General features: G+C 70.5%; 14 protein-coding genes and 2 pseudogenes. 6 read left to right on the top strand and 10 right to left on the bottom strand.

The window, feature by feature from the left end; genetic code table 11:
- Nucleotides 1–64: 64 nt before the first annotated feature.
- A complete protein-coding gene (locus tag QQM39_RS15200) occupies nucleotides 65–1,744 on the top strand; it encodes a chitinase (protein WP_301997243.1) in 1,680 nt (559 codons plus the stop codon).
- A 6-nt stretch (nucleotides 1,745–1,750) separates the two neighbouring features.
- On the opposite strand, the gene QQM39_RS15205 is transcribed toward QQM39_RS15200, so the two are convergent.
- Nucleotides 1,751–2,182 (bottom strand): hypothetical protein, encoded by a 432-nt coding sequence (locus QQM39_RS15205; RefSeq protein WP_301997244.1) that lies wholly within the window; start codon nucleotides 2,180–2,182, stop codon nucleotides 1,751–1,753.
- A 139-nt stretch (nucleotides 2,183–2,321) separates the two neighbouring features.
- On the opposite strand from QQM39_RS15205, the gene QQM39_RS15210 reads away from it, so the two are divergent.
- Nucleotides 2,322–2,837, top strand: coding sequence for a SigE family RNA polymerase sigma factor (locus QQM39_RS15210; protein WP_301997245.1), 516 nt, complete (start codon nucleotides 2,322–2,324; stop codon nucleotides 2,835–2,837).
- A 78-nt stretch (nucleotides 2,838–2,915) separates the two neighbouring features.
- Complete coding sequence (locus QQM39_RS15215; RefSeq protein WP_301997246.1) at nucleotides 2,916–4,184, top strand: hypothetical protein; 1,269 nt, start codon at nucleotides 2,916–2,918, stop codon at nucleotides 4,182–4,184.
- Nucleotides 4,185–4,188: 4 nt separating this feature from the next.
- On the opposite strand, the gene QQM39_RS15220 is transcribed toward QQM39_RS15215, so the two are convergent.
- From QQM39_RS15220 to QQM39_RS15235, 4 genes are all read right to left on the bottom strand, one after another.
- Nucleotides 4,189–5,508, bottom strand: coding sequence for an Nramp family divalent metal transporter (locus QQM39_RS15220; protein WP_301997247.1), 1,320 nt, complete (start codon nucleotides 5,506–5,508; stop codon nucleotides 4,189–4,191).
- 87 nt (nucleotides 5,509–5,595) lie between these two features.
- Nucleotides 5,596–6,009: an ATP-binding protein gene (locus QQM39_RS15225; protein WP_302003589.1), complete on the bottom strand. Its 414-nt coding sequence runs from the start codon at nucleotides 6,007–6,009 to the stop codon at nucleotides 5,596–5,598.
- Between the two features lie 204 nt (nucleotides 6,010–6,213).
- On the bottom strand, nucleotides 6,214–7,128 hold the full coding sequence (locus QQM39_RS15230; RefSeq protein WP_301997248.1) for an MEDS domain-containing protein: 915 nt from the start codon (nucleotides 7,126–7,128) through the stop codon (nucleotides 6,214–6,216).
- Nucleotides 7,129–7,174: 46 nt separating this feature from the next.
- On the bottom strand, nucleotides 7,175–9,826 hold the full coding sequence (locus QQM39_RS15235) for a LuxR C-terminal-related transcriptional regulator (protein WP_301997249.1): 2,652 nt from the start codon (nucleotides 9,824–9,826) through the stop codon (nucleotides 7,175–7,177).
- A gap of 394 nt (nucleotides 9,827–10,220) precedes the next feature.
- Here QQM39_RS15235 and QQM39_RS15240 point away from each other — a divergent pair, with 394 nt between their 5' ends.
- A complete protein-coding gene (locus QQM39_RS15240) occupies nucleotides 10,221–11,573 on the top strand; it encodes a M14 family metallopeptidase (protein WP_301997250.1) in 1,353 nt (450 codons plus the stop codon).
- Between the two features lie 28 nt (nucleotides 11,574–11,601).
- Here QQM39_RS15240 and QQM39_RS15245 read toward each other — a convergent pair whose 3' ends face one another.
- The 5 genes and pseudogenes from QQM39_RS15245 to iscB form a co-directional block, all read right to left on the bottom strand.
- Nucleotides 11,602–12,165 (bottom strand): hypothetical protein, encoded by a 564-nt coding sequence (locus QQM39_RS15245; RefSeq protein ID WP_301997251.1) that lies wholly within the window; start codon nucleotides 12,163–12,165, stop codon nucleotides 11,602–11,604.
- 70 nt (nucleotides 12,166–12,235) lie between these two features.
- Nucleotides 12,236–12,423: pseudogene (locus QQM39_RS15250) on the bottom strand (hypothetical protein); the annotation flags it as partial.
- A gap of 358 nt (nucleotides 12,424–12,781) precedes the next feature.
- Nucleotides 12,782–13,192, bottom strand: a complete 411-nt coding sequence (locus tag QQM39_RS15255) for a RidA family protein (protein ID WP_301997252.1) — start codon at nucleotides 13,190–13,192, stop codon at nucleotides 12,782–12,784.
- On the bottom strand, nucleotides 13,189–13,950 hold the full coding sequence (locus QQM39_RS15260; RefSeq protein ID WP_301997253.1) for an IclR family transcriptional regulator: 762 nt from the start codon (nucleotides 13,948–13,950) through the stop codon (nucleotides 13,189–13,191). The genes QQM39_RS15255 and QQM39_RS15260 overlap by 4 nt, the downstream gene beginning before the upstream one ends.
- Nucleotides 13,947–15,404, bottom strand: coding sequence for an RNA-guided endonuclease IscB (iscB, locus tag QQM39_RS15265; RefSeq protein WP_301997254.1), 1,458 nt, complete (start codon nucleotides 15,402–15,404; stop codon nucleotides 13,947–13,949). The genes QQM39_RS15260 and iscB overlap by 4 nt, the downstream gene beginning before the upstream one ends.
- Before the next feature lie 365 nt (nucleotides 15,405–15,769).
- Between iscB and QQM39_RS15270 the strand changes: the two are divergent.
- Together QQM39_RS15270 and QQM39_RS15275 are read left to right on the top strand one after the other, a co-directional pair.
- Nucleotides 15,770–17,088 (top strand): annotated as a pseudogene (locus QQM39_RS15270) (amino acid deaminase).
- A 12-nt stretch (nucleotides 17,089–17,100) separates the two neighbouring features.
- Nucleotides 17,101–18,726, top strand: coding sequence for an amidohydrolase family protein (locus QQM39_RS15275; RefSeq protein ID WP_301997255.1), 1,626 nt, complete (start codon nucleotides 17,101–17,103; stop codon nucleotides 18,724–18,726).
- The last annotated feature ends 15 nt before the right edge of the window (nucleotides 18,727–18,741 follow it).

Raw genomic sequence — 18,741 nt, forward strand, 5'->3', positions numbered from 1 at the left:
TCCACCATCGGAATCCCTTGACGCGTGAATTGGTCTGGACCAAGTTGTCAGCATGCCTCTTGTCATGTCCATACGCAGCAGATTCCGGGTGGCCGCGGTCACCGCCGCCCTCGCCCTCACCTTCCTCCCCGCGGGCCACGCCTCGGCCGCGGACGTCAACAACGCCAAGAACGCCGGCTTCGAGTCCGGCCTGAGCGACTGGACCTGTTCCGCGAACAGCGGCACGACCGTCTCCGCACCGGTGCACGGCGGCTCGACCGCGCTGAAGGCCACACCGGCCGGGCAGGACAACGCCCGCTGCACCCAGGCAGTGGCGGTGCAGCCCAACTCGACGTACACGCTGAGCGCGTGGGCACAGGGCGGCTACACCTACCTGGGCGTGACGGGCACCGGCACGACCGACGTCTCGACCTGGACGCCGGACACGACGACCTGGAAGCAGCTGTCGACCACCTTCACCACCGGCGCCTCGACGACCTCGGTGACGGTGTACACGCACGGCTGGTACGGACAGGCGGCCTACCACGCGGACGACGTGTCGGTGTACGGCCCCGCCGGAGGCGGCGGCACCGACCCCTCCCCCACGATCCCGGGAGCCCCGAGCGGCCTCACCGTGTCGCGTACGACCTCCTCGTCGGTCTCCCTGGCCTGGAACACCGTCCCGGGCGCGACCGGCTACCACGTCCACCGCAACGGCACGAAGGTGACCGCGGTGACCGGCACCTCGGCGACCGTGACCGGGCTCGCGGCCTCGACGTCGTACTCCTTCCAGGTCACGGCGGCCAACGCGACCGGTGAGTCGCCGAAGTCGGCGGCGGTGACGGCGACGACGAACACGCCGACCGGCCCCGGCCCCGCTCTCCCCAAGCACGCGGTGACCGGCTACTGGCAGAACTTCGACAACGGGGCGACGGTCCAGAAGCTCGCCGACGTCCAGTCCCAGTACGACGTCATCGCCGTCGCCTTCGCGGACGCGACCTCGACGCCGGGCGCGGTGACCTTCAACCTGGACTCGGCCGGGCTTGGCGGCTACACGGTCGACCAGTTCAAGGCGGACATCAGGGCGAAGCAGGCCGCCGGGAAGAAGGTCATCGTCTCGGTCGGCGGCGAGCGCGGCACGGTGGCGGTGAACGACGCGGCGTCGGCGGCGAACTTCGCGAACTCGGTGTACTCCCTGATGCAGACGTACAGCTTCGACGGCGTCGACATCGACCTGGAGAACGGCCTCAACGCGACCTACATGACACAGGCGCTGCGCTCGCTCTCGGCGAAGGCGGGCTCGTCGCTGATCATCACGATGGCGCCGCAGACCCTCGACATGCAGTCGACGTCGAACTCGTACTTCCAGACCGCGCTGAACATCAAGGACATCCTCACGGTCGTCAACATGCAGTACTACAACAGCGGTTCGATGCTGGGCTGCGACGGCAAGGTCCACAGCCAGGGCTCGGTGGACTTCCTGACCGCCCTGGCCTGCATCCAGCTGGAGGGCGGCCTGGCCCCGTCCCAGGTGGGGCTGGGGCTGCCGGCCTCCACGCGGGGCGCGGGCAGCGGGTACGTGTCACCGTCGATCGTGAACAACGCCCTGGACTGCCTGACGAAAGGCACGAACTGCGGCTCGTTCAAGCCCTCGCGGACCTATCCCGACCTGCGGGGCGCGATGACCTGGTCGACGAACTGGGACGCGACGGCGGGCAACGCCTGGTCCAGCGCCGTCGGACCGCATGTGCACGGGCTGCCGTAGGAGCCCTCACCCCGTGGGCCGGTAGTGGCCGAGCACCCAGGCCAGCTGCGGGAACCACTCCTGCAGCCGCGTCCGGGGCTTGGCCTCCACCACGCACTCGTAGAACCTGCCGTCCACGTGGATCACGGCGACCATCAGGGCCTTGCCGTCGGGGCTCGCCTTGTAGTGGACGCTGCGGACCTCGGGCCAGTAGAACTCGATCGTGAGACCGGCCATCTCGAAGGCGACGCCGGACGCGTCGATCACGACCGCGTTGCGCTTGTCGATCGCCAGGAACTCCGGGCCGGCCGGAGCCGACGGTTGGGGCGGGACCGGGGAGAAGGGAGGCTGTGCGGGCGCACAGGAAGGCTGGCCAGGTGCGTACGGGGGCTGTGCGGGCGCGAACTGCGGTGGGGGCGGGCCGAAGCCGGGGCCGGGTGGGGGTGGCTGCTCGATCATCCGTGGGGTCCTCGGTCCTCGTACTCGCTGGGTACTCGCTGGAACTGATTCGTGCTGCGGTGAAACATTCTCCCAGCCCCGCCGCATCAGTGAGGTGAGGACCTCATCGGCAGCCGGCGCACAGCAACAGGGGGAACGCATGAGACAGGCCCGCGCGGACGAGTACGCGGAGTTCGCGGCGGCCAGGGCCGGGCATCTGTACCGGTCGGCCTGTCTGCTGACCGCCGGGGACACCCACCTCGCCGAGGACCTCGTCCAGGAGGCCCTCGGCCGGATCTACGTCCGCTGGGGCCGGGTCTCCGGGGTGGACAACCCCGCCGGGTACGCGCAGACCGTCCTCACCCGCGCCTTCCTCACCCATCAGCGGCGACGCAGCAGCACCGAGCGGGCCACGGACGCGATTCCCGACCGGGCGGCGGCCGACGGCGGACACGGGGATGTGTCGCTGCGGCTGACCCTGCTCCAGGCACTCGCCCGGCTGCCCGCCAAGGACCGGGCCGTGGTCGTCCTGCGGTACTGGGAGGACCGGTCCGTCGAGGAGACCGCCGACGCGCTGAACGCCAGTTCCGCCGCGGTGCGGACACGGTGCACCCGGGCGCTCGGACGGCTGCGCGAGCTGCTGGGCGAGGACCTCGGCGAGTACGCGGCTTCCTGACCCACGCGCCCTCCCCCACGACCTCCCGGTTCCTCCTACGACCTCCCCGACCCACTCCCGAGAAACGGTGGTTTTGCCATGCCTGTGGAACACGACGAGGACCGCTTCGAGGGGCGGCTCAGTCACGCCCTGCACGACGCCGGTGAGCGCTTCGACGCCGACCGGACCGCGCTGGTCGCCGCCGGACGGGCGCGGGGGCGGCGGCTGCGGCTGCGGCGGCGGGCCGCGGTGGTGGGCGGCGCGGCCGGGATCGCGGCGGTCGCGGTGGGCGGGGCGCTGCTGGTGCCCTGGGGCGGTTCGCCTGCCCCGCTGCCGTCCAGTTCCAGCGTGGCCGAGCAGCCGTCCGGCACACCGACGCCGTCGGTCGCTCCCGTGACGGGCCGCGAACTCATCGAGACGCTCGAAGAACTGCTCCCCGACGGCAAGGTCAGCGAACAGGAGTCACGGGGTGCCGAGGCGCCACTGCGGTCGCCGTACGCACGCCTCGTGTACGACGACGGCAAGGGCCCCGGGGCCATCGGCGTCAGCCTGGACCGGGTCGAGCCGGGCAGCGAGCAGGCCCAACAGACGGCCGACTGCCCGGACAAGGCGCTGATCCCGCACGACAGTTGCGTCTCCACCCGGCTGCCCGACGGCTCCCTGCTCAAGCTGTTCCAGGGGTACGAGTATCCCGACCGGCGCGTCGACACCAAGTGGTGGTCGGCCGACCTGATCACCCCGACGGGACAGCACGTCTCGGTCAGCGAGTGGAACGCCGCCGCCGAGAAGGACGCGCCGATCAGCAGAAGCGAACCACCCCTGTCCACCACTCAGTTGAAGGAGCTGGTGACGGCCCAGGTGTGGCGCGGGTACGTCGACTCCATTCCCGAGGACCCCAAGAGGCCGAAGCCGTCGGCCGCGCCGAGCACCGCCGTCGAACCGAGCGTGGACTCGGTCCTGGCCACGCTCGTCCCGCTCCTCCCCAAGGGCGTCGAGGTCGTCGAGAAGGGCAACGACTACACGTACCTCGTCCTCGACGACGGCAAGGGCAGGAGCTACGTCCAGATCGACGTCCAGCACGGCATGGGGGACAAGGAGACCGTCGACCAGCTCTTCGGCGACGACGCCGAGACGCTGCCCGACGGCACGAAGGTCGCCTCTCGGCAGAGCGGCGGCGACAAGGGCGTCGACGGCGCCGTGATGTGGACCGTCGACACCCTCCGCGCGGGTACGGACGGCTTCCGGGTCGTCATCAGTGCCTTCAACTCCGGCACCCAGCACGACGCCCCGTCCCGCGAGACCCCCGCCCTGACCATGAAGCAGCTCCGGGAGATCGCCCTCAGCCCGCAGTGGGACCAGTACCGCTAGGCCGTCAGAAGAACTCCGACCACGGCTGGTCCCAGATCTGCTTCACGCACAGCACCAGGAACAGCAGGCCGGCGATCGCCAGCATGGCGTTGCTCAGCGGGCCGTTGCGCCACTGGCTCGGGGTGCGGGAGGAGTTGAGGAGCCAGATCAGGGTGCCGGCGAGGAAGGGCAGGAAGGCCGCGCCCAGGACGCCGTAGATGATGATCAGGCGGAAGGGCTGGCCCTGGAAGAGCAGGACCATGGGCGGGAAGGTCAGCCAGAGCAGGTAGGCGCGGAAGGGCCAGGAGCGCTCCCGCTCTCCCGAGGCGACCTTCTCGCCCTTCAGCTCCTCCCGCCCCCGGTAGCGGGTCACGAAGTCCGCGAACATCAGGCTCACACCGTGCCAGACGCCGATGAGGGAGGTGAAGGAGGTGGCGAAGAAGCCGATCAGGAAGAACTTGGCCGTCGCCGTGCCGTATTCGTCCTCCAGGATGTCGCCGAGCTGGATCAGGCCCTTGTCGCCGCCGGCGATGGCGATGTTCGCGGAGTGCAGCAGCTCGGCGCCGACGAAGAGCATCGCGACGACGAAGATGCCGGTCGTGGCGTACGCGACGCGGTTGTCGAGCCGCATGACCTTCATCCAGCCGGTGTTCGTCCAGCCCTTGGCGTTGACCCAATAGCCGTACGCGGCAAGGGTGATGGTGCCGCCGACGCCGCCGATCAGGCCGAGGGTGTTGAGGATCGAGTCCTTCTCGTCGGGCAGGACGGGCAGCAGGCCCGCGAAGGCGTCCCCGAGGTTGGGCGTGACGCGGATCGCCAGGTACACCGTGACCACGAACATGACGCCCACCAGGACCGTCATGACCTTCTCGAAGACGGCGTACTTGTTGAACCAGACGAAGACCAGGCCGACCAGGCCGCAGGCGATGGCCCACCACTCCAGGTCCATCACGTCCGGGAACAGCGCCTGGAGCGGCAGCGCGCTCGACGACATCGCCGCCGCGCCGTAGACGAAGCCCCAGATCACGGTGTAGACGGCGAAGAACCAGGTGGTCCAGCGGCCGAGGCTCGCCCAGCCGTCGAAGAGGGTGCGGCCGGTGGACAGGTGCCAGCGGCCCGCCGCCTCGGCCAGCGAGATCTTGACCAGGCAGCCGATGATCGCCGCCCAGAGGAGGGTGTAGCCGAAGTTGCTGCCCGCGATGAGGGTGGCGACGAGGTCGCCGGCGCCGACGCCGGTCGCGGCGACGACGATGCCGGGGCCGATGTACCGCCAACTGGACTTACGGGGCCGGGAGTCCGCCTCACCGGCCTGGGACGACTCTGTGTTTCCCGTGGTTTCCGCCATGGTGGTCAAGAAAGCTCAAAGGAGCCGGTCGGACAAGAGGGCGTGCGCGATCTCCACCCGATGTGCTCATGGGTGTTCGGGCGGGCGCTACGGCTGTCGCCGACCACAGCCGTCGGCCCCACACGTCGCGAGCTCGAACCACACCGTCTTGCCCGACCCGTCCTGATGGCAGCCCCAGCGCCGGGCGAGCGCGTCCACCAGGAACATCCCCCGGCCGCTCTCCGAGGCGCCGGCTTCCAGCACCATCGGTACGCGCCGGCCGCCGTCCCGGACCTCGCAGCGCAGGATCCCGTGCGCGGCGAACAGGGTGAGCCCGAAGCGGCTCGCGGAGTGCAGCAGGGCGTTGGTGGCCAGCTCGCTCACCAGCAGCTCGGCCACGTCCACCAGGTCGTCCAGGTCCGCGAGCCCCCATCCCTCCAACTGGCGGCGGACCTCCGCGCGGGCCTCGCGGACCGCGGAGGGACGGGGGTCGTAGTCGACGCTCAGATGGCCGGCCCCCATGGGCGGTTGGGGATACGAACCGTACTGAGGACCAGGATCCGGGAAGCGCGCCCCGTCGAGGTACAGCATGGGTACAGGGTGGCGCGCACGGGGGTACGGCGCACGGGGAGGAATACCTGATTCCATACCTGCGCCGATACCTGCGCCGATCCCTGCGCCGATCCCTGCGCCATCCCCGGCATCGATCCCTGCACCGGGACTCCGCTACCCGTACTGCAGCCGTACGCTCGCCCCGTCCCGGTCGTCCCGGACGTCGACGTACGCGCACACCTGCCGGGCGAACCACAGCCCCTGCCCCGGTTCCAGTTCCGCGCTCGGCGGCGGTACGAAGCCCGCCAACGGGTCGTCGACGCGGCGCGCGGTACGCAGTTCACAGACGCAGGCCGGAGCCTCCCCCCACAGCACGGCGCCGTCGACCGGGCCGAGGGCGGCGGCCGCCTCGGTGACGGCCGTGGCGAACAACTCCACGTCCGCGGCGGACAGCCCTCGCGCGCTCGCCCAGCCGCGTACGGCGTCGCCGGTGAGGGCCGGGCCGGTCAGGCGCTCGGCGTCGACGGCGGGCGGTGGCAGCGGTACGGCGTCCAGTTCGGCGGCGAGCCGTACGGGGTCCTCGTACACCCCGGTGCCGGGGTGGGCGCGGCGGGCGGCGGCGACGATCGCGGAGCCCGCGACGCGGGCGTCGTAGGCGCACAGGGCCGTCGTCGCGAGCGGGGCGAAGAGAAGGTTGGCGAGGGCCTCGTAGCGGATCCACTCGGCGGTCTCGCGCGGTGAACGGCCCGCCCGGCCGCCCCAGACGGGTTCCATGAGCAGATGCATACGGCCGCCCGGGCCGGCGTGCGCGGCGAGGTGACCGGCGCCCTGGGCGACCGCGTTGGCGGCGGAGCCGGTGTACCACTCGGTGTGCGGGACGAGGCCGACGCTCTTGGCGTCGGTGCCGAGGGCGTCGCGCAGGAGGTCCAGGTTGCCGGGGGCGGCGATGGCCACGGGCGGGGGTTCGCCGGGGGCGGCGAGGGCTTCGGTGAGGAAGGGCAGGGCGGCGGCGAGGAACTCGTCGTCGGACTCGAAGACGGTCATGCGGTGGTCGAATCCGGGCTGGTCCGGGGCGGGTCGAGTGGTCACGGTCCGGGCTCCCTCTGGGGTGCGTTGGTTCCGATGGTTGGGAGTCTCAGCGTTGCGCCGCCATCCAGGCCGCGATCTGGCTGCGGTTGCTGAAGCCGAGCTTGCCGAGGATGCGTTCGACATGGCCTTCGGCGGTGCGGCGGGCGATGACCAGGCGGTCGGCGATCTGCTGGTTGGCGAGTCCCTGGGCGACGAGTTCGGCGACCTCGGTCTCGCGGCGGGTGAGGCGGACGCCGGTAGCGGGGTGCGTGAGGCGGACGCCGGTAGCGGGGTGGTGGGCACGGGGTCGGACGTTCGTTTTCCGTGCGGCTGCGGGCCGTCGGGGCTGACCGCGGTCATGGACGGCGTACTCGACGGCTTCCGCCAGGTCGAGTGCGGCGCCGCGTTCGTACGCCCGCTGGAAGGCGGGCCGGCCCAGGGCCTCGCCGGCCCGGGTCTCGCTGTCGCGGCGGGTCGAGTTCAGGGCCGCCGATCCCCAGCGGCCGCGGTCGATGCCGGCCCAGATGCGGTCGGCGGCGCCGAGCAGGACGGCCGCACGCTCGGGGGCGCCCGCCTGGGTGGCGATGTGGGCCAGGAGGTCGAGGGTGAGGGCGATGCCAGTGACGTCGTGGACGGCGAGTTTGAGGCGCAGGGCGTGCCGGGCGTGGTGTTCGGCCCGGCGCCAGTCGCGCTGCACCGTGTGGGCGAGGGCGAGCATCCGCAGGACGTACGAGTGCACCCACTCCTCGCCGTGCCGTTCGCACATCCGGCGGGCCCGCTCGCAGACCTCGACGGCGCGCTCGGCCTCGCCCAGGAAGCCCAGGGCGCAGGCGAGTTCGACCTGGTCGAGGCCGTGCAGGCTGAGGTGCTGGCCGGGGACGGGGCCGCGGGCGACGCTGGCCTCGAAGTGCTTCAGCGCGGTCGGCAGGTCGTCCATGAAGAGGGTGATGACGCCGATGACGTACTCGGCGTGGGCGGCCTCGGCCTCGTCGTCGAGGTCATGGGCCAGGGTGCGGGATTCCCGGGCGCGGGCGAGTCCCGCGGTGAGGTCATGGGTGGCGGCGGCGAGGAGTCCGGCGATCCACAGGCCGCGGGCCCGTTCCCGGGTCGGCTCCGGGTTGGCGGCCAGGGCGCGGTCGAGCCAGTAGCGGCCCTCGCGGGGGGCGCCGCAGGCGTGCCAGTAGAACCACAGGGTGCCGGCCAGGCGCAGTCCGGCGAGGCGTTCGCCGGGGGTGGCGAGGCTGAAGTCGAGTGCGGTGCGGAGGTTGTCCTGGTCGGCGCGCAGGCGGGCGACGATCTCGCGCTGGCCCGGGCCGAACCAGGCGCTCTCGCAGGCCGTGGCGCGCCGCAGCATCCAGTCGCGCTGGCGGCGGCGGGCCGCGGGCTCCTCGCCGGGCAGGCGGCGCAGGCGGTCCAGGCCGTAGTGGCGGAGGGTGTCGAGGAGGCGGTAGCGGATGCCGTCGGGGCCGGACTCCCGGGACAGTACGGACTTGTCGACGAGGCCGGTGACGGCGTCGAGGACGCCGTAGGGGTGGATGTGGGGGGTGGTGGCCGTGAGTTTCTCGCCCCCGCCGCCCCTACCCGTCCCATCCTCAAGGGGCTCCGCCCCTTCGACCCCGCCAGGGGGCTCCGCCGCTTGGCCCCCCGTCGGCCCTGGACGGGCCTCGTCCTCGAGCGCCGGACGGGCTGGATGACGCGGGCCAGCGTTGCGAGGTGAAGCCCCCGGGGGGTGGGTGGGGGCTAGGGACGGCGCGGCCTCGTCCTCAGACGCCGGACGGGCTGAGATGCCCGGACCGGCGCTGGGCGGCACACCTTCCCCGTCCCCGCACACCGCCTCCGCCGTCTCCAGGTCGAAGCTACCCGCCAGCACCGACAGTCGCGCCCACACCAACTGCTCGCGCTCGGTGCACAGTTCGTGGCTCCAGTCGACCGCCGCGCGCAGGGTCCGGTGGCGTGGCAGGGCGGCGGGGCTGCCGCCGGTGAGGAGGCGGTAGCGGTCGTCGAGGCGGTCGAGGAGCTGGTCGACGTCGAGCACGCGCATACGGACGGCGGCGAGTTCGATGGCCAGGGGGAGGCCGTCCAGGCGGCGGCACAGGCGGGCGACGGCCGCCCGGTTCGCGGCGGTCAGGCGGAAGCCGGGGACCACCGCGGCGGCTCGGTCGGCGAAGAGGGCCAGGGCCGGACAGCCCTCGGGGCCGGAGAGGTCGCCGTCCGGGTCGGGGACCGGCAGGGGCCGTACCTCCAGGAGGTGTTCCTCGGTGAGGCCCAGGCGGTGCCGGCTGGTGGCGAGGATCCGTACGCCGGGGGTGCCGTGCAGCAGGGCCGCGGCGAGTTCGGCGCAGGCCGGCAGCAGGTGTTCGCAGTTGTCGACGAGCAGGAGCAGCCGACGGTCCCGGGCCCGCTCCACCAGCGCCTGAAGCGGCGGCTGCGCGGTGTGGTCGTGCAGGTCGAGCGCGTCGGCGGCGGCGAGCGGGACGAGCGCGGGGTCATGGAGGCCGGAGAGGTGCACGATGCGTACCCCGTCCGGGAAGGCGCGCCGGACGCCGGCCGCGATGCGTGTGGCGAGGCGGGTCTTGCCGACGCCGCCGGGGCCGGTCAGCGTGACCAGCCGGGCCCTGGCCAACAGCTCGCGCCCGGCGGCGAGTTCGTCGCGCCGGTCGACGAAGCTGGTCGTCTCGACCGGCAGTTGGTGATCCCGTCGTGGCGCTGATCCGCCCATGATCAGCCGTTCTTCCGGGGTGGTGTCGAAGGGAGCCGAGGAGCAAGGGAGCCGGAGGGTGCGCCGGTCCCCGCCATTGCCGCCGCTCCCACCGCTCCCCCCTTGCGCGGATCCTCACCCTCCCCCGCCCCCACGCCCACCCGCACGCCCGGCTCACACCCCCGGGGGGACTTCGCCCGGGAACGCCCCGTGCGCGGTGCGCGCGCGTACACTGCGCGGCTGATTTTCGAATGGTTCACGCCATCAATCACCGTGGCACTCTTGACCTGTCCATGCCACCGGCCCACGATGAGCGCCACACCCTCCCCCGCTCTCGGCTTCGCTCGAGCGGGGGAACCCCCATCACGCAGTACGTCGCAGTGAACCCCACCCCCCACTCCCACAAGGAGAATTCATGCGACTTCGCACACGCGGCTCAGGCGGCCGCAGCGGCAGACGGACCGCCGCGCTCGCCACGCTGCTCGCCCTCGCCCTCGCGGCGCCCCTGTCCGCCAACGTGTCCGCGAACGCCGACAGCGCCACCAAGGCGGCCTCGTCGACCGATGACGCCCGGCAGTACGAGGTGCACATGCACTCGACCGCCAAGGACCGCACCGCACTTCAGCGGACGGGTGTGACCGTGGACGAGGTCCACGGTCACGGTGTCGTGGTCTCCGGCCGCGCGGACCAGATCAAGAAGCTGCGCGACCTCGGTTACGACGTCGCCCCGCTCGGCGCGGTCCCCGACCGCTCCTCCGGCGAGGACGACGTCCGCCTCTACGACTTCCCGTCCGGCGACTCGCGCTATCACAACTACGCGGAGATGACGAGCGAGATCAACTCGCTCGTCTCGGCCAACTCCTCCATCGCGAGCCGGCGCGTGATCGGCACGTCGTACCAGGGCCGGAACATCGTCGCCATCAAGATCAGCGACAACGTGGGGACCGACGAGTCCGAGCCGGAGGTCCTCTTCACCCACCACCAGCACGCCCGTGAGCACCTCACCGTCGAGATGGCGCTCTATCTGCTGCGCGAGCTGACCTCCGACTACGGCACCGACTCCCGGGTCACCAGCATGGTGAACAACCGCGAGATCTGGATCGTGCCCGACCTCAACCCGGACGGCGGCGAGTACGACATCGCCACCGGCTCGTACCGGTCGTGGCGCAAGAACCGGCAGCCCAACCCCGGTTCGTCGTACGTCGGGACCGACCTCAACCGGAACTGGAACTACCGGTGGGGCTGCTGCGGCGGTTCGTCGGGATCGCCGTCCTCGGACACGTACCGGGGCGCGTCCGCCGAGTCGGCGCCGGAGGTCAAGGTGGTCGCCGACTTCGTGCGCAGCCGCGTGGTCGGCGGGGTCCAGCAGATCAAGGCCGGGGTCGACTTCCACACCTACAGCGAGCTGGTGTTGTGGCCCTTCGGGTACACCTACTCCGACACGACGACCGGCATGACCGCCGACGACCGCAACGCGTTCGCCACGGTCGGGCAGAAGATGGCCGCGAGCAACGGCTACACGGCGGAGCAGTCCAGTGACCTGTACATCACCGACGGGTCGATCGACGACTGGCTGTGGGGCAGCCAGAAGATCTTCGGGTACACCTTCGAGATGTACCCGTCGTCCAGTGCGGGTGGGGGCTTCTACCCGCCCGACGAGGTGATCGAGCGGGAGACGTCCCGGAACCGGGATGCGGTGTTGCAGCTGCTGGAGAACGCGGACTGCATGTACCGGTCGATCGGCAAGGAAGCCCAGTACTGCGGCTAGGCCCTGTCGTCAAGTTCCCGTCGTCCGCCTAGGACTCACTGTCCTCGAAGTAGGCATCAAGAACCGCGTCCAACTGCTCGTCCCACTCCTTGAAGCGGCTCCTGGCCGTCGCCTCGATCTCGATCGGGTACCAGCGGCGGTCAGGAGTGTGCACCGTGACGGTGAAACGCTTCCCGAAGCGCGGGGCCTCCGTCTCGATCGCGCCGATCTCGTCCCAACGGAACTCGCACTCCTGGTCGTCCAGGGACAGCCGGACGCCCTTGTGGTCGGCGACGATACGGGCCCGGCGGTCGGCGGCCTCGAAGACGGGGCCGTCGGCGGGGGCCTCTTCACCGGCTTCGCCGTCCGCCTCGTCGGCGGCCTCGTCGGCGCCTTCGAGATCCGCATCCCCGGAGTCCGGCTTCCTGAAGTCCGTCTTCCCGGAGGCCGCCCTCTCGGAATCTCTCTCCTCCGGGGCGGACTCCTCGGCCACGTCCTCGTCCTTCACGTCCTCCGGCTCGGCGGACACGGGCGAGGTGAGCCCGGGGATGAAGGCCGGGTCGAACCCGGCGCCTTCCAGGGGCTGGCTGCCTGAACCTATGCGCTGCTCCACAGCGGAGCAGTATGGTCGACGACCCTGTGTCCCGCACAACCAGCCCCCGCATCGTTATACGAAAACCTCGTTACACGAACACGCTCAACACCGCCGCCACCACGAACCCGGCCACCGACAGCACACTCTCCAGCACGGTCCACGTCTTCAACGTGTCCCGCTCACTGATGCCGAAGTACTTGGCGACGATCCAACTGCATCCATCAGCGCGCTCCGCGCGCGGGCGCCGTCGTTGACGTGCGAGGCGAAGATCGAACCTCGAAGTAGGCGTTTGGGAGCTCTCTCCCACATGAAGAGCGAGAGATTCTCCCCTGGATCGCTCCGGGTAGTTCGACAGCACTCAGGTCTGCCTGACGACTGCCCTCCCGGCAGCCGAGGCAAGTGCGAGACCTGCCCGATCAATATTGCGACTCGCGTTGAAGTCGGCGTTGCCGTTCCGCTCTCGCGGCATGGGCCTGCCGATCGAGGCGTTCCTCTTGAGCAGGCGTCAGAGCGAGACGCGCACGGCAACCCCGATGGCGCATCGCCTTCTCACCCACGCCCCCTCCTCTGCTGGTTCCGCTGGTCTGATCAACGGAACCAACGCGAAAAGGTCACGGGTTCGAGAGTCGATCAATCAGCCGAGTACTGCCAGGGCGTCAATCTCGATCAGCAGGCGCTTCGGGAGACTGACGTACACCGTCGTCCGAGCAGGAGGAGCCTGCGTAAGACCCTGCTCCCGGAAGTACTGGTCGTAGACCTCGTTCATCTCGGCGAAGTGGGCGACGTCCGTCAGATAGACGCGGATCATCATGACGTCGTCCCAGGAGGCGCCGCCCTCCTCCAGGATCGCCTTGACGTTGGCGAGGGTCTGGAGGGTCTGCTCGCGCAGGGTGGGGCCGGCGGGCGTCGGGGACTGGCCCTCGACCGCGGGGAGGAAGCCGACCTGGCCCGCGACCTGGAGGATGTTCCCCTTCTTCACGCCGTGCGAGAACTTCGCGGGCGGGGCGGTGTGGGTCTTCGGGGTGAGCGCGATCTTCTCGGTCATGCGGTGCCTTTCGCTGAGGTCCTGCCGGAGTACTCGCCGCTGATGTCGTCCGCCGTACGGCGCACCAGCGGGAGCAGGGTGAGGAGTTCGTCGGCGGTGACGACGACGTTGGGCGCGGAGACCGACATCGCGGCGACGACCCGGCCGTCGGCGCCGCGGATCGGCGCGGCGACACAGTTGATGGACTCCTCGTGGCCACCGAGGTCGGTGGCCCAGCCCTGTTCGCGCACCTTGTCCAACTCCCGCAGGAAGGCCGGGGCGTTGGGGGTGGAACGGGCCGTGTACATGGGGTAGTCGAGCCTCTCGGCGAGGATACGGCGCTCAGCCTCAGGCAGGTCGGCGAGCAGCAGCTTGGCCGCAGCGGCGACGGTGATGGCGACGGGCTTCCCGATCCGCGAGTACATCCGCACCGGGTACCGGCTCTCCACCTTGTCGATGTACAGCACCTCGTCCTCCTCGTACACAGCGAGGTGCACGGTGTGCCCGCAATGCTCGTTCAGCCGTACGAGGTGGGGATGGGCGATCTCGCGGATGTCGAGGTTCTCCATCGCCTCCTGGGCGAGGGCGATCAGGCGGGCGCCGAGGCGGTAGCGCTGGTCGGACTGGCGGTAGACCATGCCGTGCTGATGCAGGGTGCGCAGAAGGCGTAGAGCCGTCGTCTTATGGACGCTGAGGTGACCGGCGACCTCTCCCAGATTGGCGGGCCCTTGTGCGAGCAGCGGCAGAATAGACAACGCGCGGTCGACGCTCTGACTCATGGGTGATCTGAGGCGCGCGCCCGTGCCTTCGGCTCGGAGCGGGAAGCGCCTTCCTCCCTCTTCGTGGTGTACGCATAACCGTCTGCTCGCTGGAGCATGCGGAAGTGACTGTGATGAATGCCCTGAACGGTACCGACGGCAGTGGTGATGTTGAAGCTTCCGCTGGCCCGCACCGCGACCCGGCCGGTGTACGTGCCAGCCCGCTTCCCCCTGGGAACCGTTGCGCGTACAAGGTCGCCTGTCTGGTAGCCGTGGTGAACCTTGGTACGTGTCAGACGCAGACGCGGGAATCCATGACGGTCGGTGCGTGTCCGCGCGTAGGATCCCCGCCCGGTCGCACTGATCACGGTCACTCTGGCCGGGTGACGGACGATCATGTCACCCTCCTCATGGAAGAGGTCACCAATGGCCAGGGCATCAAGGGTGTGGCTCTTGGCCAGCCCCATCGCGGTGCGGTTCCACTTTGTACGACCGCCAGAGCTGTGCCGCACGGGCAGGCCGACTCCATCCAGTGCGTCGGCGAGTCGCCACCGCACGGCATTCATGACCGCCGCATCGCGCAGTGGGGCCTTCACCTGCGTACGGATCTTCCGGAGCCGCTCCGGCCTCCGCGCGAGGAACTCCTCCACGGGGCGAGCGGCTTTGTCCTGATTGCAGGGGACGCAGGCGAGCACCAGATTACTGACGCGATCCGACCCTCCCCGGGCCTTGGGCACGATGTGGTCGATGTTCAGAGGCACGCCAGTCGCACCGCAATAGGCACAGGAACGCCGCCACTTCGCCAGAAGGTACTCGCGGACCTCCGTGCCCAGCAGGGTGCCGCGCTGGTACTCCACCCCGGACAGATCCCTGCCGACGCTGAGGGCGTGGACGTCGAACGCCACCCGCTCCACATGGATCTCGGTGACGGGCGCCCAGCGCACGAGTCGTTCGGCCTGAGCCACGGTGGTATCCACCCGGTGCCGCAGAGACGGAGCCAACCAGCCCTTTGGGCGGACGCGGTTGTCAAACCTGCGCGCGCGGTAGCGCAACCGTGCACCACGCCTGCGGCGCCGGTAGCGGGAGCGTCGTTCGAGCCTGTCCCTGATCTGGTTGCCCCGGTGCTGAAGCTCGAAGGCCACCAGGCCACGGCGTACGGTGCTTACTTCTCGGCTCTGACCTCCCTCCGGCTTCTCGTCCGTGACCGCGATCCCGGTACACCGACTGCCGGGATCGATGCGCACCTGCACTCCCTGAACCACGGAATCCGCACGAACACGGTCCTTCAAACGGATCACGAACGGCACGCGCCTGACCACGACAGCGCGCTTCTTGGACAGCAGTTCCCTTGCCCAGGCCGGATGACACGGCATCAACGGCCTGCCGTTCGCATCGAGAACGAAAACTCGCGGATCGCAGCCCGCGGAGGAAGCGTTACCGCTCCCGGTCTCTGCCCTCTCCGTGACCGTGGCCACGGTTCGGGCGTGACGCCCGCCCCGGCGGGTGCTGCCGGAGCGGATCTCCCCTCGCCCATGTCCCCCGCCAGTGTCCGGCCGTCGCGCGGCCGGGAGTCCGTGAGCCGTTTCGTCCCTGCTCCCAGGGTTGTCTGCTCCCACGGATTCCAGAGCCCGGCGCTGAGGAAGCACGCCGGGGTGGGTCTGCTCACCTACGGGCAACGTAGTCATCGAAGTAATGCACCCCCCTCTGATCCTTCTGAGCCTGAAGGCATCGTGACGACTCGGGCTGGTCACTCTCGACCCTGAGGCCGGGGAGCGAGTGACGGCGTACGTACCTCCGATCTCAGATACTAGACAGAGCGCTGCACTGTTCGCAGCAAGAAATGCATATCGCGCAACATGCCACTTGGGAGGCCTTTGTGATCACCACCAGCACCGCAGATTCCCTCGCCCGCCTCGCAGAGGAACGCGTCGATCACCGCTTCAAGGGCCTCCCCCGGACGCCGACGGCCTGACCGTGGCCGAGCTGGCCGCCCAGCGCCGCAACCTCTTCACCGGCGGCTTCGCCACCCCCGTCCTCGCGCTCTCCGCCGAGCGCCTGGAGCACAACCTCGACCTCATGGAGACGTACGCCGCCCGCCACGGCCTCGCCTTCGCCCCGCACGGCAAGACCTCCATGGCCCCCCAGCTGTTCCAGCGGCAGATCGAGCACGGGGCGTGGGGCATCACGCTCGCGGTGCCGCACCAGGTACGGGTGGCGCGGGCGTACGGCACCGAGCGGATCTTCCTCGCGAACGAGCTGGTGGACCCGGCCGCCCTGCGCTGGATCGCCGGCGAGCTGGCGGCCGACCCCGCCTTCCGCCTCATCTGTTACGTCGACTCCGTGCGCGGCGTGGAGCAGATGGACGCCGCGTTGCGCGACGCCGGGTCCACCCGCCCGCTGCATGTCGTCGTCGAGCTGGCGGCCGGTGACGGCGCCCGTACCGGCGCGCGTACGGAAGCCGAGTGCGCGGCGGTCGCGGACGCGGTGGCGGCCGTGTCGACGCTGCGGCTGGTCGGCGTCGCGGGGTACGAGGGCGAGGTCCCACAGGCGGATCCGGAGCGGGTGCGGGCGTGGCTGCGTCGGCTCGTCGCCCTCGCCGTCGAGTTCGACAAGGCGGGGCGGTTCGCGGGGCTGGACGAGATCGTCGTCAGCGCGGGCGGCAGCGCGTGGTTCGACGCGGTGGCGGACGTGTTCGCCGAGATCCCCGAACTCTCCCTCCCCGTACTGAAGTTGCTGCGCTCGGGCGCGTACGTCTCGCACGACGACGGCCACTACCGCAAGCTGACCCCGTTCAACCGGGTCCCGGCCGAGGGCGCCCTCGAACCCGCCTTCCGCCTCTGGGCCCAGGTGGTCTCCCGTCCCACCCCCGACCAGGCCTTCGTCAACGCGGGCAAGCGGGACGCGGCGTACGACCTCCACCTGCCGTTCGCGCAGGTGGTCCGCCGGGACGGCGCCGAGCGCCCGGCCACCGGCATCTCGGTGACCGGCCTGTCCGACCAGCACGCGTGGCTGCGGACGACCGAGGAGGCGGACCTGGAGGTCGGGGACTGGCTCGGCATGGGGCTGTCGCACCCGTGCACGTCCTTCGACAAGTGGCAGCTGATCCCGGTCGCGCAGGCGGACGGGACGGTCGTCGACTACATCCGCACGTTCTTCTAGGGGGTGGCGGTCGTGGAAGAGCTCGTCATTCGGGACGCGGAGGTCGTGGACGGCAGCGGCGGTCCGTCCTACCGCGCCGATGTGGTCGTGGACGGCGGCCGGATCGTCTCGATCGTCAAGGAGGCGGCCGCGGCCGGCTGCCAACGGCCCAAGGCACGCCGGGAACTGGACGCGGAGGGCCTCGTCCTCTCCCCCGGCTTCATCGACATGCACGCCCACAGCGACCTGGCGCTGCTCCGGGACCCCGACCACAGCGCCAAGGCCGCACAGGGGGTCACTCTCGAAGTCATCGGCCAGGACGGCCTGTCGTACGCCCCCGTCGACGACCGCACCCTCGCCGAGGTCCGCCGCGCGATCACCGGCTGGAACGGCTCCGGCGACGACATCGACTTCGACTGGCGGACGGTCGGCGAGTACCTGGACCGCCTCGACGCCGGTTTCGAAGGCCGGGGCATCGCCGTGAACGCGGCATACCTCATCCCCCAGGGCACGGTCCGCGCGCTGGCCGTCGGCTGGGAGGACCGGGAGGCGACGCCGGACGAGCTGGACCGGATGCGGCAGTTGGTCGCGGAGGGCATGGAGCAGGGCGCGGTCGGCATGTCGTCCGGGCTGACGTACACGCCCGGCATGTACGCCAAGGACGCCGAGCTGACGGAGCTGTGCCGGGTGGTGGCGTCGTACGGCGGCTACTACTGCCCGCACCACCGCTCGTACGGGGCCGGGGCCCTGGAGGCGTACGAGGAGATGGTGGCCCTGACGAGGGAGGCGGGCTGCTCACTCCACCTGGCCCACGCCACGATGAACTTCGGCGTGAACAAGGGCCGGGCGCCGGAGCTGCTCTCCCTCCTGGACAAGGCGCTGGAGTCCGGGGCCGACATCACCCTCGACACCTACCCCTACACCCCCGGCTGCACCACCCTGGTCGCCATGCTGCCGAGTTGGGCGAGCGAGGGCGGTCCCGAGGCGATCCTGGACCGGCTGTCGGACGACGCGACGGCCGAGCGCATCCGCCACCACATGGAGGTCGTCGGCGCGGACGGCTGCCACGGCGTGCCGATCGAGTGGGACACGATCGAGATCTCGGGCGTGAGCGACCCGGCGCTCGGGGACTTCGTCGGCCGTACGGTCCACCAGTCGGCGGTCGCTCGCGGCGAGGCCCCCTGGGTGACCGCTCGCCGGCTGCTCCTGGCGGACCGGCTGGGCTCGACGATCCTCCAGCACGTGGGCCACGAGGAGAACGTACGGACGATCATGCGGCACCGCGTGCACACGGGCGGCTCGGACGGCATCCTGCGCGGCACGAAGCCGCATCCGCGGGCGTACGGCACGTTCCCGCACTATCTCGGGCGGTACGTACGGGAGTTGGGGATCCTGTCCCTGGAGGAGTGCGTGGCCCATCTGACCTCGCGCCCGGCCGCGCGGCTGCGGCTGCCGGACCGGGGGCTGGTCCGCGAGGGCTACCGGGCGGACCTGGTGCTGTTCGACCCGGGGACGGTGGCGGCGGGTTCGACGTTCGAGGAGCCGCGGAGGCTGCCGACGGGTATTCCGTACGTCCTCGTCGACGGCCGTTTCGTGATCGAGGACGGCCGCAGGACGGACGTACTCGCGGGGCGGGCGGTCCGCAGGACACCAAAGTGATCCACCAGTGATCCA

This window comes from Streptomyces sp. DT2A-34, assembly GCF_030499515.1.
Taxonomy (GTDB): domain Bacteria; phylum Actinomycetota; class Actinomycetes; order Streptomycetales; family Streptomycetaceae; genus Streptomyces.